We start from the raw sequence: 13,979 nt of genomic DNA on the forward strand, positions 1-13,979 counted from the left end.
AAACGAAAATACAAAGCGGAAGTTATAGTAAAGGAGATTTACAATGGAGTTTTGGATTTTTATGTTGATTATGGATTTGTTTCTTCCATTTACGATGATTGGTTTTGGAAGATATTTTATGAAAAAGGCTCCAAAGGAAATAAATTCAGTATTTGGATATCGGACTTTGATGTCTATGAAGAATAAAGACACATGGGAATTTGCTCATAAATATTGCGGTAAAGTCTGGTATGTCTGTGGAATGGTTATGTTGCCAATAACAGTAATATTCATGCTTTTAGTAATTGGAAAAAGTGAAGATTGTGTTGGGAGTATGGGAGGAATTATTTGTGGTGTTCAACTTATTCCTTTAATTGGGTCTATTCTCCCAACAGAAATAGCATTAAAAAAGAATTTTGATAAGAATGGAACAAGACGATAAAGTTTGCAGAATCAAGAAAATCGGTATTTAACGTTTGAAAAAAGGAGAAATAAACATGGCAAAGAAAGAAGAAAGATTTGAAGTTACATTCAGAGACGGAAGTTGGCTTAAAGATGAAGGAATTCGTCAAATCCTTGTAGATAAGAAGACTGGGGTTAATTACCTTTGTTGGAACTCCGGATTTGGAGCCAGTATTACACCTCTTCTGGATTCGGAAGGAAAAGTCATAGTCACAAAGTAAAATCGGGAATTAAAGGATAAAACTAATGAAAATCAAAAAGGTAATTATAGGAGTCACTATCGGAATAATCGCAGCAATACTTTGGAGCGTTGTTTTCATAAACTCATTAAATAGCATGGCTGGAATTGGAATCGGAATATGTCTGGGTATATCTTTTGGCATATCTGGCAGTCTTATTTTTTCAAAAAAAGATAAAGATAAGTGATGATACAACTTCAAGTTTGGAGAATTGAGAAACTTGGAATTTGGAGGGATAATGAAATGAATATAAAAGATTTTAAGTGGACGAGAGAACCTGATGATTACACGCTGACAGATGACAAAATTGAGATTATTACACAGCCTGGAACTGATTTGTGGCAAAGAACTTACTATCATTTCCGTAATGATAATGCTCCGGTTCTGCAGATAGAAACAGAGGAAAAGTTTTTTTCCTTTATAGTGAAAACTGATTTTAAGGAAAGCCATCATCGCTTTGATCAGTGCGGTGTGGTTATGTATCTTGACAGTGAGAATTGGTTGAAAGGTTCTATAGAATATGAGAATGACAATTTTCAGCACCTGGGAAGTGTTGTGACAAACAATGGATATTCAGATTGGGCAACTACGGAAATTGATGCAGAGATTAAATCTATGTGGTATCGTCTCAGTAGACGTGAAGATGATTATTGCATTGAATGTTCTGAGGATGGCATACGGTTTAAGCAAATGAGGATTTGTCATATGTGGGCTGGTGCAGGAAAAATCAAATTTGGAATTTATGCATGCAGTCCGGAAGATTCATCGTTTAAAGCGGTATTTACAGATATGAAATTGACGGAGTGTCAATGGAAAGCCCACGACGGTCAAAAACCGGATGAGATGTAGCAGAATGTATTTGATACAAAAAACCAATATGAAATTAGTTAAAGTTTTTCAGTTTGTGTAACTGAGAAAAATGAAAATTGCGGAGGTGGATTTGTTGAAGGAAAGTACATATCAAACTCCTTGCGGAACAATTCACTATTGGTCAAGTATTCTGAGGTTGGATACAACGACGCTTGTATTTCTTCCGGGGCTGACTGCTGACCATAGACTGTTTGATAAACAGGTTGCGTACTTCGATGGAAAATATAATATTATTGTATGGGATGCACCGGCTCATGCCTCTTCCTGGCCGTTCCGGTTTGATTTTGACTTGTTTGATAAGGCAAAATGGCTGAAGCTCCAGAGAAACTATGTGACAGCAGTGGAGATCTGGCTTCTGAAAAGAATGGAACCAGTATATGCACATTACCCATGGAAGTTGCTTTTGAAATCCGGAACAAAGGGAGTTGCAACTTCTAATTATGGCAGAAACCTGATGAAGGAAATGATGCTGGTCTATGATGGTGATCAGCATCGTTATGCACAAATTGCCGGGCATGGATTTCGTATTCTGGCAGAGGTAATGGAAAAGGATCTGCCTTATGAAATCAAATGTCCTTCCCTGTTGATATGTGGTACAAAGGATCATGCCGGTTCATGCATAAGGTATAACAGAGAATGGCATCGAAAAACGAAAATTCCTTTAAAGTGGATTGAAGGGGCCGGTCATAATTCTAATACAGATAAACCGGAGATGATCAATAGTTTACTAGAAGAGTTCTTCTCGAATATTTTATGACAGGCAACCTAAAGTTATTTGAATTGAAAAAGTTGGAGGATACACGCATGAAAATTGTAATCATTAATGGAAGTGCCAGAAAAGGAAACACGCTGACAGCAATCAATGCATTTATAAAAGGAGCGTCAGAAAAGAATGAAATTGAAATCATTGAACCCGACAAACTCAACATTGCACCATGCAGGGGATGTGGTGTCTGTCAATGCTCTAAGGGATGCGTCGATAAGGATGATACAAATCCTACAATTGATAAAATTGCTGCCGCAGATATGATTCTTTTTGCTACGCCAGTTTATTGGTGGGGAATGTCAGCACAATTGAAATTAGTCATTGATAAGTGCTACTGCCGTGGATTGCAGTTAAAAAATAAAAAAGTGGGCACGATTGTTGTAGGTGGTTCTCCTGTAGACAGTATCCAGTATGAGCTGATTGATAAGCAGTTTGACTGTATGGCAAAATATCTTTCATGGGACATGCTTTTCAATAAATCATATTATGCAACAGCCAGAGATGAACTTGAAAAAAATAAGAATTCCATGAACGAACTTGAGGGAATCGGAAAAAATTTATAAAGCACACTCCAAATTCCAGTTTGGAGAATTGAAAAAAAACGGAATTTACCTATTAAGACATATAAACTCTTGACAATAAAGCTCCTATATAGTATGTTTTTAATAAACTACTATATAGGAGCTTTTGTATGGAAATGAATGGAGGATTTCTTGTTACCAAAATAAAACAGCTTGGAGACCGGATTTTCGAGAAGATTCTCAGTGAAAAGAATATTGATGCGTTTAATGGAGCCCAGGGGCGTATTCTTTATGTGCTGTGGCAGAAGGATGGTATTTCAATCAGGTCACTCTCGACTAAATGCGGATTAGCGATAACATCTCTTACTACGATGCTGGAAAGAATGGAAAATCAAGGGCTGATAAGCCGTGTTCAGTCTGAAACGGACAAAAGGAAAACGCTCCTGTTTCTGACTGAGAAAGCACATGCCTTAAAGGGCGAGTACGATTCTGTATCTGATGAGATGGGCAGTATTTACTACAAAGGTTTTTCAGAGGAAGAAATTATCCGGTTTGAGGAATGCCTCGACCGCATCAGAAAGAATCTTGAGGAGTGGCAGAAGTCATGAGTATTTGTATCAAAGATCAGATTCAGAACATGAATATCGTCATTGGCTGCACAGTGGGGTGTACATATTGCTATGCCCGCAACAACGTGAAACGCTGGCATATGATTGATGATTTCGCTGACCCTGAATTCTTTCCGGGTAAGCTCAAGATGATGGAAAAGAAACGTCCGCAGAACTTTCTTCTTACCGGCATGAGCGATCTCTCTGGATGGAAGCCGGAATGGAGAGACGAGGTATTTGCAAAGATCCGTGAAAATCCACAGCATCAGTTCCTGTTCCTTACCAAGCGACCTGATTTGCTGGATTTTGATACCGATCTGGAAAACGCATGGTTTGGCGTTACGGTGACGAGGAAAGCAGAACGGTGGCGTATCGACGCCCTTCGGAAAAACGTCAGAGCAAAACATTACCATGTTACCTTTGAGCCGTTATTCGATGATCCCGGCACAGTTGACCTTTCCGGAATCAATTGGATCGTTGTCGGCACCATGACCGGAGCTCAGAGTAGGAAGATTCATACGGAGCCGGAATGGGCATGGTCTCTGACGGACCAGGCACATAAGCTCGGCATTCCGGTGTTTATGAAGGAAGATCTTGTCCCTATCATAGGGGATGAAAATATGATTCAGGAAATGCCGGAAGAATTTAATAAAGTGTTAGGGGTACAGAAATCATGGAAGAAGTAATAAATGGAATCCTCATTCGTGAGGTGGAAACAAAGAACATCATGACTAAGTCTAGTCTGCCGGTAGGTGGTTACTCGGTCAATCCCTATGTGGGCTGTACACATGCTTGCAAGTATTGCTATGCTTCTTTTATGAAGCGCTTTACCGGGCACAAGGAGGAATGGGGCACTTTCCTTGATGTGAAGCATTGGCCGGAAATTAAAAATCCGAAGAAATATGCCGGCCAGCGGGTGGTCATCGGTTCTGTGACAGATGGCTACAATCCACAGGAGGAGCAATTCGGGAATACCAGAAAACTTCTGGAGCAGCTGATTGGCAGTGACGCAGATATTCTGATCTGCACAAAGTCGGATCTTGTGGTACGGGATATTGATCTGTTGAAGAAGCTTGGACGTGTAACCGTTTCATGGTCGATCAACACACTAGATGAAAATTTCAAGAACGATATGGATTCTGCTTCGAGCATTGAGCACCGTATCGCTGCTATGAAGCAGGTATATGAGGCAGGTATTCGTACAGTCTGTTTCGTATCCCCGGTATTCCCCGGTATCACGAATTTTGAAGCAATCTTTGAGCGGGTAAAGGATCAGTGCGATCTGTTCTGGCTCGAAAATCTCAATCTTCGAGGCGGTTTCAAAAAGACAATTATGGATTATATCGCCGGAAAATATCCTGATCTTGTACCACTTTACGACGAGATCTATAACAAGCATAACCGCAGCTACTTTGAAGCACTTGAAGTAAAAGCTGAGAAAATGGCTAAGAAGTATGATTGTGCCTTTGTGGATAATGAAATGCCTTATGGCAGAGTCCCGCAGGGGCATCCGGTGATCGTAGATTATTTCTATCATGAGGAAATCCGTGGGACAGAGAATACCGGAAAAAGAAATCGCTAACTTCAAGTTTGAAAAATTGAGAAAACGTAATATTGAACAAAAAAGAAATGCACAGTTTATAGCTTATCGTGAACTGTGCATTTTGTAAATAAATACTTTTAATTAGCCGATTACGGCATCCTCTGCTGTAAAATGTTCCAGAGAATTTTCTTTTACCTGAATGCAGATATAAGTAATTCCGGAAATATCGGATGCAAAAAACTGGCGCTTTGCAGCAGGTGCGATTTTTAGCCAGTCTCCGGTTGAAAGGATGATTTCTTCTCCATCAATTATGGCTTTGCCGTTACCTGAAAGAATTCCATAGATTTCTTCATTTTCTTTATGAGAATGAACAAATGGTACATTTGCTCCTGCAGGTAGTTCGTTTAAACTGATTTCTGCACCAGTTAAAGACAACTTTTCATGCAGCTCAATTCGGCTTTCCTTTCCAATAGTTGTTTTTGTGTAATTTGCCATAATAATACCTCCATAGTTAATTTGTAGTTTCCGGTTGCTTGGTATTAGTATAGTGTGAGACACATACAAAAACAAGTACGCACTTTTTTGTAACTGTACACTCAAAATTGAATGTGTTACAATAGACTCGGAGGTGAGAATTATGCGAGCAAGAGAAGAATTACCGGAATGCCCAGTTGCAACAGCAGTATCTCTCATCGGAGGAAAATGGAAACTGCTGATTTTGCGTAACTTGAAAGAGCGTCCATGGAGATTCAATGAGCTACAACGAAGTATAGATGGTATTTCACAAAAGGTTTTGACAGATAGTTTAAGACAAATGATGAGTGATGGACTGGCATATCGCCACGATTACCATGAACAGCCACCGAGAGTTGAATACGGCTTAACGGAACTCGGAACAAAAATGCTTCCAATTGTTAATTCACTTGCTGACTTTGGTAACTACTATAAATCAATTATTGAACAGAATTAAGGACGTTAGTATTTGAAAAGCTCGAACAATTCAAGTTTGTAGAATTCAAAAATTTAATATGAAATGTGAGATAGAGCGTATGGAAATTAACTATACGTTCTATTTTTTTCCCTTTTTGAAAAGTGATTAAAAAACTATTGACATTTTGTTACTGGAAAGACAGCAAAATCTATTCTGATTAGCTGTGGTGCAAGGTTGGCACCATTTGACATCAAGGAGCTGCGTGACCTGACTGCTTATGATGAACTGGAGCTTGATACATTAGGGGAGGAAAAGAGAAAGATACTCTGAAAGATCTGGCAGAAATCCTTGGGAAAGAAACGATTGATCTTTACAATACCTCGGATACAAGGGGTACGAGCCAGTCTTACGGTCTGAATTACCAAAAGACCGGAAAGGAACTGATGAGCCAGGACGAGATTGCAGTCATGGATGGCAGCAAGTGTATCATGCAGCTTAGGGGCGTGAGACCTTTTTTCTCGGACAAGTTTGATATAACGAAGCATAAGCAGTACCCGCTGTTATCCGATTATGACAAAAAGAATGAGTTTGACATTGAAAAATACGTCAAGAACCGCAACAGACTCCGCTTTAAGAGGAATGATGTGGTGGATGAGGTATGCGATGTCGGAGAAATCATAGCTTAACTTCTAGACATTGTGACCAGAAGTTGTTTTACAACTGAATATGGAACTTATGACATGGGAGCTTTTCTAAAAATTATAATTCAGAGAAGCTCCCTTTTTATTTTTGGAAAAAGGAGACAAACAAATGGGCTTTTTTACAACATCAGTAACAGGACTTAAAACAGTAGTAACCGCAATCGGCGCAGGTGTATGGGGCGTTATCAATCTTCTTGAAGGATACGGAAATGATAATCTCGGTGCAAATGCTCATGTGCGGTAAAGTAACACACAAGAATTTGATAGACAGCCACTCGCTTTTCCGAATGTATTTACATCTTTTCTCTTGACAGGTTCACACAAACCGCCTATACTGTGCTTATCGAATAAGTACGCTTATTACGATAAGTACACATGGTGAGGTGAGCAAGTGGAGATTATCATAAGTAATAGCAGTGATAAGCCTATTTACGAACAAATCTGTATGCAAGTAAAAAGTTTTATTATGGACGGCACATTATCTGCTGGCGAAGCCCTCCCTTCTATGAGAGCTTTAGCAAAAGATTTACATATCAGTGTTATTACCGTTCAGAGAGCATATGAAGATTTAACGAGAGATGGATTTATAGAAACTGTATCTGGAAAAGGCAGTTTTGTAGCATCACAGAATAGGGAATTTATTCAAGAGGAACAGTTACGAATTGCTGAAGAACTTTTACAAAAGGTCGCAGAAATTGGTCGAGCACATGGCATTAGTCTTGGGCAAATGACGAATATTCTAAAACTATTTTACGAGGAATAACGAGAGGTGACAGGCATGGATAACAACATTTTGGTGCAGAATTTATGCAAGCAATTCGAGGATTTTTCTTTGGACAATGTTTCGTTCAAAGTCCCTAAAGGCAGGATTGTAGGTTTTATTGGCGAGAATGGTGCAGGAAAAAGCACTACTATCAATCTGATATTAAATGAACTAAGCAAAGATAGCGGACAGATACAAGTCTTTGGAATAGACCATACAATTCCAACTGTCAAAGAAAATATTGGCGTCGTTTTTGATGAATGTAATTTTCATGATGTGTTTACAGCCGCAGATATTGAAAAAATCTTGAAAGAAGTTTATAAGACATGGGATAGTAACCTTTTTTCACAATACTTGAAAAAACTCAAAATCCCGACCAAGAAAACGATTGGCACATTTTCTAAAGGCATGAAAATGAAGTTGTCTATCATTTGTGCTATGGCACATAGACCTAAACTGTTGATTTTGGACGAAGCAACAACAGGTCTTGACCCCGTTGTGCGTGATGAAGTATTAGACCTATTTTTGGAATTTATCCAAGATGAAGATTGCTCTATCTTCTTTTCGTCGCATATTACTTCGGATATACAAAAAATTGCAGACTATGTGATTTTAATTCATCAGGGAAAAATCATTTTCGAGGAACAGAAAGATAATCTTGTTTATAATTATGGCGTGGCAAAGTGCGGAAAAGAAAAATTTGCACAGCTTTTCTCTGATGATTATATCATACACCGAACTACAAATATGAGCGTGGAGTGTCTTGTTCATGACAAGGAAGCATTCAAACGAAAATACAAAAACATCATTGTGGATAATGCCACATTAGAAGATATTATGCTTTTCTATGTTAAAGGAGGTACATCATGCGAGGATTGATATATAAAGACATATCCATTTTCTTCAAGAGTATTGATAAGAAACTTATTCTGATTGCAGCAGCAGCTATTGTTCTGCTTATTTTCAATGCTGGAATTTATGCTGGCTTATTTGCTTCCGTTATGTTTGCCATGACAATCGGTATGCAAAATATTATGAGTTTCGCAAGTGATGAAAAGGCAAGCTGGAAAAAATATCAATTAGCTATGCCGATAAGCAATTTTACTGTTGTTGCAAGTAAATATGTTTCCGTAATATATACTGTTGCAATCAGCATTTTGGGAAGCATTGCGTTCAATAGTTTATCCATCATAATTTTTCAAAACTTTGATATGCTTATCTGGTTGTTTTCGATTGCAGCAGCAATTATTATCCCATTATTATGGACAGGAATTTGCTTGCCATTAACTTATTGGTTTGGTTTTCGTTCTGCGCAAACTATGGGATTGATTGTGGTAATTCCAATGTTTTACTTTGTAAAATATTTTGAAGATGGGCCGGGAATGGCTGCTATGGTAAATTCTGTTCATTCATATGTGCTAATCACAGGGATAGCGGCAATTTTGATTTTTGGAATTTCCCTCATAATAAGCACCATTGGATATAGTCGCAAGAATTAAATCTGCAATTACCATTCAAAAATAGCAAACCCAGCCGAGCCACACTAGATGAAAATTTCAAGAACGATATGGATTCTGCTTCGAGCATTGAGCACCGTATCGCTGCTTTGAAGCACTTGAAGTAAAAGCTGAGAAAATGGCTAAGAAGTATGAGTGTGCCTTTGTGGATAATGAAATTTCAAGTTTGTAGAATTCAAAAATTTAATATGAAATGTGAGATAGAGCGTATGGAAATTAACTATACGTTCTATTTTTTTTCCTTTTTTGAAAAGTGATTAAAAAACTATTGACATTTTGTTACTGGTGTCCACACAAAGCACTTCCTATATTAGAAAAAATAGTGTATACTTAACAAGTACGTATGTTCGAAAAAGGAGTGCAATATGAGCAAAAAGAAATTTAAAACCATATTATGTGGATGTATAACGGCCCTTTGTCTTCTTTTGACATCCTGCGGTTCACTGCAGATATCACAAGGATCAGGCAATCAGGATTCCGACCGCGGAAATCAAACGACAACAGAAACGACATTCGCATCAACAGGACAGATAGAATCCGTTGATACGCTGGAAGAAGTACCGGAGTATACAGGACAGCCATACGTGGAGATCAATGATAATGAGCCAACATTTACAGAAGATGAGCTGACGGCAGATTCTTACGAAGAATACAGCCCGTTAGATGAACTGGGAAGATGTCAGACAGCGGAAGCCTGTGTAGGTGAAGATTTGATGCCGACACAGAAAAGAGAAAGCATCAGTAGTGTGAAGCCAACAGGCTGGGTGAATAAGGAATATGACGGAATTGACGGTGGATATCTGTATAACCGTTGTCATCTGATTGGTTTCCAGTTGACAGGTGAGAATGCGAATGAACGTAACCTGATTACAGGAACCCGCTATATGAATGTAGATGGTATGCTTCCGTTCGAGGATGAGGTGGCAGACTATGTTAAAGAAACGGATAATCATGTGATGTATCGTGTCACTCCAATCTATAGTGGTGATGACCTGGTGGCTTCCGGAGTCCAGATGGAGGCAAAGTCTGTGGAAGATGATGGCGCCGGGGTGACATTTAACGTATATGTATATAATGTGCAGCCATATATTGTGATCAATTATGAGACAGGAGAAAGTTATCAGACGGAAGAACTCGCAACGCCGGAAGGTGAGTGGGCTCCTGGAACAGAAGCTGAAGTGACTGATAAAAATGTATCCAATTCATCGAAAACATCAAATTCAACCCAAAAAGAAACTTATATATTGAATAGGAATACAAAAAAGTTTCATAAATCAACTTGTTCTGGTGTGAAGGACATCAAAGCAGAGAACAAAGAAGAGTATACAGGAAGTAGGTCGGATTTGATTAAAGAAGGATATGAGCCTTGTGGCAGATGCAAGCCGTAAGAGTTATGAGATTAGAAATGGTTGCTGGTCGCACGAAGTGAGAACAGCAACCACTAATGTGTAAGCACATGTGGTCTCAGATCTTTTTGCTATAGAGATTATTATAGAAAATATAATATCAACATATAACAGATAGTTCCACCTGCAATGGATAGAAACATATTTTTCTTCCATATATGAAGTACTGCGGTGACAAGAATGGAGATTCCTTCCGGAATTCCATGAGTTCCGTGCAGTACTTCTACATTTTTCAGACAATAGATAACTAACATTCCGAAAACAGCAGAAGGAAGAAATTTACCAAGATACTGGATATATTCCGGTGTCTTTTTATTTTCTTTAAAAATAAAGAAAGGAAGATAGCGCGTTGCCATTGTTCCAAGTATGCACATTCCGATTGTAATTATCTGTTGTGCCAAAGTCATGCTACTCATTTGGTCGGCTCCTCCTTTTCTTTAAGTTTGGCGCATTGTTCCAGCCACTTTCGAAGTACTGTCAGTAGAAGTACAATCAGTATCATTGTCGGAATCATAAAGGAATCCGCTCCGAAGAGAATCAGACATACAAGCGAAACCAGGATTCCAATCATAGAAGAAACATGGATTTTTTCTTTCATCCACTGATCCAGGAAAATTACAACGAACATAGCTGTCATGACAAAACTGATTCCTGATGTGTCGAATTTAAGAAGAGAACCAATGATTCCACCAATCGTTGCGGAAGCAACCCAATAGAACTGGTTCAATAATGTAACAAAAAAATAAAACCATCCGCGGTCTACATCTTCGGGAATCTCAGAGGTGTAATTGACAGAGAAGGTCTCATCACACATTCCGAAAATCAGATAATACTTCTTCCATCCAAGTCCTTTGAATTTATCTAACATGGAAAGTCCATAGAAAAGATGTCTGGCCTGGATCATCACAGCCATGATCAGTACCTGAACAGGTGCAAATGGACTAAGCAGCATCTCAACACAGACAAATTCCAGTGATCCGCCGAAAATCAACATACTCATGAAAAATGGGTAGATAAAAGAAAAACCAGATGCATTCATATATATTCCATAAGCCATTCCAAGAAAAATGAACCCAGTCATAATAGGGATTGTTCGTGGAAAGGCTGCCTTTAGTGCTCTACGTTTCATAATTTTATTATAGTACCTCCTGATATAGTTCAGAATTATAGCATGATAGGCTTGATTTGTGTTAATGTCTTTCGGATTGTACAATTTTTTTTGAAAAAAGTGTTTACAAACCACATGAAACTATCTATAATACAAATAGAAACCACAAGAAAACAATAGTAAAAAAGAAATAAACCACACAAAACAACATTGCGGTAAATGAGTAAAAACAGGAGGAGTAGAATAATATGAAGATTTTAGATGCGAAGTTTGTACAGGATTTTATTAAAATGGCAAATGACGGATTCCTTCAGGGATGGCATGAGAGAAATGGTGGTAATTTGAGTTATCGTCTGAAACCAGAAGAGGTTGAGCTGATCAGACCACGTCTGAATGAATCAGGAGAATGGACAGAGATCGGAACAGAGGTTCCGGGACTTGCAGGAGAATTCTTCCTTGTAACAGGAAGTGGAAAGTATTTCAGAAATATTATCGTTGATCCTGAAGTATGTCTTGCAATTATCGAGATTGATTATACAGGAACAAAATACAGAATCCGTTGGGGGCTGGTAGAAGGTGGAAGACCGACAAGTGAGCTTCCAACTCATCTGATGAACCATGAAGTGAAGAAGAGAATCACAAACGGAAAACATCGTGTAATCTACCATGCACATACAACAAATACAATCGCACTGACATTCGTTCTTCCTTTGGATGATCAGGTATTTACAAGAGAACTTTGGGAGTCAGCAACAGAGTGTCCGGTCGTATTCCCGGATGGAGTTGGAGTTGTAGGCTGGATGGTTCCGGGCGGAAGAGCAATCGCAGAGAAGACAGCTGAGCTGATGGAGAAATACGATGTTGCTATCTGGGCACATCATGGAATGTTCTGTTCAGGAGAAGACTTCGATCTTACATTCGGTCTTATGCATACAGTAGAGAAGTCAGCAGAGATCCTTGTGAAGATTCTTTCTATGACACCAAGAAAGATTCAGACAATCACACCGGAGAACTTCCGCGAACTGGCACATGACTTTAATGTAACACTTCCAGAAGAGTTCCTGTATGAGAAAAAGAAATAATTAAATTTCTAAAAAAATAATAAAACGTATCAAATCGACCGGATATTCAATAGTGATAATTGAAATCCAGTCAGTTTGATACGTTTTTTTATAACCATTTCTTAAAAGTGCGTGCTATAATAAAACAGGTCGGAAATTCTATAGACGATCAGAAAAGCGAAAGGAATGGATAAAGTAGATCAATGTTATATACAATCCCGGATTATTATCATGAATTTAGCTGTGTTGCAGGAAAATGTGAGGATACTTGTTGTGCCGGATGGCAGATCGTTGCAGATGAAGCTTCATTAGAAAACTATAAAAATGAGACAGGTACATTTGCAGAGCGTTTGAAAGAATCTGTCAACTGGGAAGAAGGAACATTCAAGCAGGATAAAGACAGAAGATGTGCTTTCCTGAATCAATCAAACCTCTGTGATATGTATACCGCCCTGGGAGAAGAGAGCCTGTGCAGAACCTGTAAATTGTATCCAAGACATATCGAAGAATTTGAAGATGTGCGGGAGGTTACACTTTCGGTATCCTGTCCGGAAGTGGCGAGAATCCTGATGAATAAAAAAGAACCGGTACATTTTCTTACTTATGAAACAGATGAGGAAGAAGATTATGAAGATTTTGATCCGTTTTTATATTCGAAACTGTTAGATGCAAGAGATGTGATGATTGAGATTTTACAGGACAGAGAGAAAAAGCTGAATCTGCGAGCAGCTCTTATTCTGGCGATTGCACGTGATCTGCAGGAATGTATTGACGAAGAAGATATATTCTCGATGGATGATGTATTTGATTACTATCAGGCTGAAGAAGGCGTGCGGGAAGTGAAAAATGCTCTTGCAGAAGTGGATTACTATACATATAGTAGAAAGATGTTTCAAAATCAGTATCAGATGGAACATTTAAGGGCGGATTGGGAATCTTATCTTCAAGAAACAGAGAAATTATTATATAGAAATGTAAATGAAAAAATAGACAAAAAACGGTATATTGAGATGATACAAGAATTTCATGCTTGGATGGCGAAAGAAATGCCGGAATATGAAATACAGTATGAACAGCTCCTTGTATATTTCATCAGTACCTATTTTTGCGGTGCAGTATACGATGGAGAAGCGTTTGCAAAAGCACAGATGGCTGTTGTCAGCACCCTGTTGATCCATGAACTTCTGATGGCACAGTGGATGAAGCAAGAAAAAGTGCTAGATATAAATGATGTGATAGATACGGTGTATCGTTATTCAAGAGAACTGGAACATTCTGATTCGAACCTTAATTTAATACAAGAATTGCTGCAAGAAAGTAACGAATAGATGGGAGAAATTCTTGACAGTGTTTTTTTAACATGTTATGCTATAGTCGATTTTGAGAGACGAAGATGCAGAGTAACAGACAGAGTCTTTTCAAAGCAATTGTTTCGGACCACCCAGCGAGGTTAAGGCCATACGGACAGCCGGGTCCACTGCCGATTATGGTAACTTTGGTTGCC

Annotated in this window: 20 protein-coding genes and 1 pseudogene; 18 read left to right on the top strand and 3 right to left on the bottom strand. The window is 38.6% G+C overall.

What is annotated here, in order from left to right:
- Positions 1–43: 43 nt before the first annotated feature.
- The 9 genes from ACZ47Z_RS04510 to ACZ47Z_RS04550 all read left to right on the top strand — a co-directional run bounded on the left by ACZ47Z_RS04510 (position 44) and on the right by ACZ47Z_RS04550 (position 5,027).
- A complete protein-coding gene (locus ACZ47Z_RS04510) occupies positions 44–421 on the top strand; it encodes an SdpI family protein (protein ID WP_054752405.1) in 378 nt (125 codons plus the stop codon).
- Positions 422–476: 55 nt separating this feature from the next.
- Positions 477–662 carry a DUF6440 family protein gene (locus tag ACZ47Z_RS04515; protein ID WP_005341211.1) on the top strand — a complete coding sequence of 62 codons (186 nt, stop codon included), beginning with the start codon at positions 477–479 and terminating at the stop codon, positions 660–662.
- Between the two features lie 25 nt (positions 663–687).
- Positions 688–867 (top strand): hypothetical protein, encoded by a 180-nt coding sequence (locus ACZ47Z_RS04520; protein ID WP_054752407.1) that lies wholly within the window; start codon positions 688–690, stop codon positions 865–867.
- A gap of 56 nt (positions 868–923) precedes the next feature.
- Entirely contained in the window at positions 924–1,529 is a 606-nt protein-coding gene (locus ACZ47Z_RS04525) for a DUF1349 domain-containing protein (protein WP_054752409.1), read from the top strand.
- Between the two features lie 85 nt (positions 1,530–1,614).
- Complete coding sequence (locus ACZ47Z_RS04530; RefSeq protein WP_464526045.1) at positions 1,615–2,307, top strand: alpha/beta fold hydrolase; 693 nt, start codon at positions 1,615–1,617, stop codon at positions 2,305–2,307.
- Positions 2,308–2,354: 47 nt separating this feature from the next.
- Positions 2,355–2,879, top strand: coding sequence for a flavodoxin family protein (locus tag ACZ47Z_RS04535; protein ID WP_062807680.1), 525 nt, complete (start codon positions 2,355–2,357; stop codon positions 2,877–2,879).
- Positions 2,880–3,007: 128 nt separating this feature from the next.
- Positions 3,008–3,445, top strand: coding sequence for a radical SAM mobile pair system MarR family transcriptional regulator (locus tag ACZ47Z_RS04540; protein WP_008704238.1), 438 nt, complete (start codon positions 3,008–3,010; stop codon positions 3,443–3,445).
- The gene (locus ACZ47Z_RS04545) at positions 3,442–4,131 is read left to right on the top strand and encodes a radical SAM mobile pair protein A (RefSeq protein WP_054752413.1); all 690 of its coding nucleotides are present in this window, start codon (positions 3,442–3,444) and stop codon (positions 4,129–4,131) included. The genes ACZ47Z_RS04540 and ACZ47Z_RS04545 overlap by 4 nt, the downstream gene beginning before the upstream one ends.
- A complete protein-coding gene (locus ACZ47Z_RS04550; protein WP_015512802.1) occupies positions 4,119–5,027 on the top strand; it encodes a radical SAM mobile pair protein B in 909 nt (302 codons plus the stop codon). Before ACZ47Z_RS04545 ends, ACZ47Z_RS04550 begins: the two co-directional genes overlap by 13 nt.
- Before the next feature lie 102 nt (positions 5,028–5,129).
- Here the strand turns inward: ACZ47Z_RS04550 and ACZ47Z_RS04555 are convergent, their stop codons facing one another.
- A complete protein-coding gene (locus ACZ47Z_RS04555) occupies positions 5,130–5,483 on the bottom strand; it encodes a cupin domain-containing protein (RefSeq protein WP_054752417.1) in 354 nt (117 codons plus the stop codon).
- A 142-nt stretch (positions 5,484–5,625) separates the two neighbouring features.
- Between ACZ47Z_RS04555 and ACZ47Z_RS04560 the strand changes: the two genes are divergently transcribed.
- The 7 genes and pseudogenes from ACZ47Z_RS04560 to ACZ47Z_RS04590 all read left to right on the top strand — a co-directional run bounded on the left by ACZ47Z_RS04560 (position 5,626) and on the right by ACZ47Z_RS04590 (position 10,288).
- Positions 5,626–5,958, top strand: coding sequence for a winged helix-turn-helix transcriptional regulator (locus ACZ47Z_RS04560; protein WP_054752419.1), 333 nt, complete (start codon positions 5,626–5,628; stop codon positions 5,956–5,958).
- Between the two features lie 266 nt (positions 5,959–6,224).
- Positions 6,225–6,605, top strand: a pseudogene (locus tag ACZ47Z_RS04565) (TraM recognition domain-containing protein); the annotation flags it as partial.
- 124 nt (positions 6,606–6,729) lie between these two features.
- On the top strand, positions 6,730–6,864 hold the full coding sequence (locus ACZ47Z_RS04570) for a Maff2 family mobile element protein (protein ID WP_081016817.1): 135 nt from the start codon (positions 6,730–6,732) through the stop codon (positions 6,862–6,864).
- Positions 6,865–7,011: 147 nt separating this feature from the next.
- A complete protein-coding gene (locus ACZ47Z_RS04575) occupies positions 7,012–7,383 on the top strand; it encodes a GntR family transcriptional regulator (RefSeq protein WP_028087677.1) in 372 nt (123 codons plus the stop codon).
- 15 nt (positions 7,384–7,398) lie between these two features.
- Positions 7,399–8,262: an ABC transporter ATP-binding protein gene (locus ACZ47Z_RS04580; RefSeq protein ID WP_054752420.1), complete on the top strand. Its 864-nt coding sequence runs from the start codon at positions 7,399–7,401 to the stop codon at positions 8,260–8,262.
- Positions 8,250–8,882, top strand: coding sequence for an ABC-2 transporter permease (locus tag ACZ47Z_RS04585; RefSeq protein WP_054752422.1), 633 nt, complete (start codon positions 8,250–8,252; stop codon positions 8,880–8,882). The genes ACZ47Z_RS04580 and ACZ47Z_RS04585 overlap by 13 nt, the downstream gene beginning before the upstream one ends.
- 383 nt (positions 8,883–9,265) lie before the next feature.
- On the top strand, positions 9,266–10,288 hold the full coding sequence (locus ACZ47Z_RS04590) for a DNA/RNA non-specific endonuclease (protein WP_270376904.1): 1,023 nt from the start codon (positions 9,266–9,268) through the stop codon (positions 10,286–10,288).
- A 101-nt stretch (positions 10,289–10,389) separates the two neighbouring features.
- Here the strand turns inward: ACZ47Z_RS04590 and ACZ47Z_RS04595 are convergent, their stop codons facing one another.
- Together ACZ47Z_RS04595 and ACZ47Z_RS04600 are read right to left on the bottom strand one after the other, a co-directional pair.
- Complete coding sequence (locus ACZ47Z_RS04595; protein WP_054752655.1) at positions 10,390–10,713, bottom strand: branched-chain amino acid transporter permease; 324 nt, start codon at positions 10,711–10,713, stop codon at positions 10,390–10,392.
- Between the two features lie 5 nt (positions 10,714–10,718).
- Positions 10,719–11,435, bottom strand: coding sequence for an AzlC family ABC transporter permease (locus tag ACZ47Z_RS04600; protein ID WP_054752424.1), 717 nt, complete (start codon positions 11,433–11,435; stop codon positions 10,719–10,721).
- A gap of 227 nt (positions 11,436–11,662) precedes the next feature.
- Here ACZ47Z_RS04600 and rhaD point away from each other — a divergent pair, with 227 nt between their 5' ends.
- The gene (rhaD, locus tag ACZ47Z_RS04605; protein WP_015528173.1) at positions 11,663–12,496 is read left to right on the top strand and encodes a rhamnulose-1-phosphate aldolase; all 834 of its coding nucleotides are present in this window, start codon (positions 11,663–11,665) and stop codon (positions 12,494–12,496) included.
- A 182-nt stretch (positions 12,497–12,678) separates the two neighbouring features.
- A complete protein-coding gene (gene fliB / locus ACZ47Z_RS04610; protein WP_464525914.1) occupies positions 12,679–13,803 on the top strand; it encodes a flagellin lysine-N-methylase in 1,125 nt (374 codons plus the stop codon).
- The last annotated feature ends 176 nt before the right edge of the window (positions 13,804–13,979 follow it).

This window comes from Mediterraneibacter faecis (genome assembly GCF_055383675.1).

Coding starts and splice junctions, on each gene's coding strand:
- ACZ47Z_RS04600 (WP_054752424.1), bottom strand. CDS start 11,435: ATGAAACGTAGAGCACTAAAGGCAGCCTTTCCACGAACAATCCCTATT.
- ACZ47Z_RS04515 (WP_005341211.1), top strand. CDS start 477: ATGGCAAAGAAAGAAGAAAGATTTGAAGTTACATTCAGAGACGGAAGT.
- ACZ47Z_RS04535 (WP_062807680.1), top strand. CDS start 2,355: ATGAAAATTGTAATCATTAATGGAAGTGCCAGAAAAGGAAACACGCTG.
- rhaD (WP_015528173.1), top strand. CDS start 11,663: ATGAAGATTTTAGATGCGAAGTTTGTACAGGATTTTATTAAAATGGCA.
- ACZ47Z_RS04510 (WP_054752405.1), top strand. CDS start 44: ATGGAGTTTTGGATTTTTATGTTGATTATGGATTTGTTTCTTCCATTT.
- ACZ47Z_RS04590 (WP_270376904.1), top strand. CDS start 9,266: ATGAGCAAAAAGAAATTTAAAACCATATTATGTGGATGTATAACGGCC.
- ACZ47Z_RS04570 (WP_081016817.1), top strand. CDS start 6,730: ATGGGCTTTTTTACAACATCAGTAACAGGACTTAAAACAGTAGTAACC.
- ACZ47Z_RS04545 (WP_054752413.1), top strand. CDS start 3,442: ATGAGTATTTGTATCAAAGATCAGATTCAGAACATGAATATCGTCATT.
- ACZ47Z_RS04525 (WP_054752409.1), top strand. CDS start 924: ATGAATATAAAAGATTTTAAGTGGACGAGAGAACCTGATGATTACACG.
- ACZ47Z_RS04560 (WP_054752419.1), top strand. CDS start 5,626: ATGCGAGCAAGAGAAGAATTACCGGAATGCCCAGTTGCAACAGCAGTA.
- ACZ47Z_RS04520 (WP_054752407.1), top strand. CDS start 688: ATGAAAATCAAAAAGGTAATTATAGGAGTCACTATCGGAATAATCGCA.
- ACZ47Z_RS04555 (WP_054752417.1), bottom strand. CDS start 5,483: ATGGCAAATTACACAAAAACAACTATTGGAAAGGAAAGCCGAATTGAG.
- ACZ47Z_RS04540 (WP_008704238.1), top strand. CDS start 3,008: ATGGAAATGAATGGAGGATTTCTTGTTACCAAAATAAAACAGCTTGGA.
- fliB (WP_464525914.1), top strand. CDS start 12,679: ATGTTATATACAATCCCGGATTATTATCATGAATTTAGCTGTGTTGCA.
- ACZ47Z_RS04580 (WP_054752420.1), top strand. CDS start 7,399: ATGGATAACAACATTTTGGTGCAGAATTTATGCAAGCAATTCGAGGAT.
- ACZ47Z_RS04595 (WP_054752655.1), bottom strand. CDS start 10,713: ATGACTTTGGCACAACAGATAATTACAATCGGAATGTGCATACTTGGA.
- ACZ47Z_RS04585 (WP_054752422.1), top strand. CDS start 8,250: ATGCGAGGATTGATATATAAAGACATATCCATTTTCTTCAAGAGTATT.
- ACZ47Z_RS04550 (WP_015512802.1), top strand. CDS start 4,119: ATGGAAGAAGTAATAAATGGAATCCTCATTCGTGAGGTGGAAACAAAG.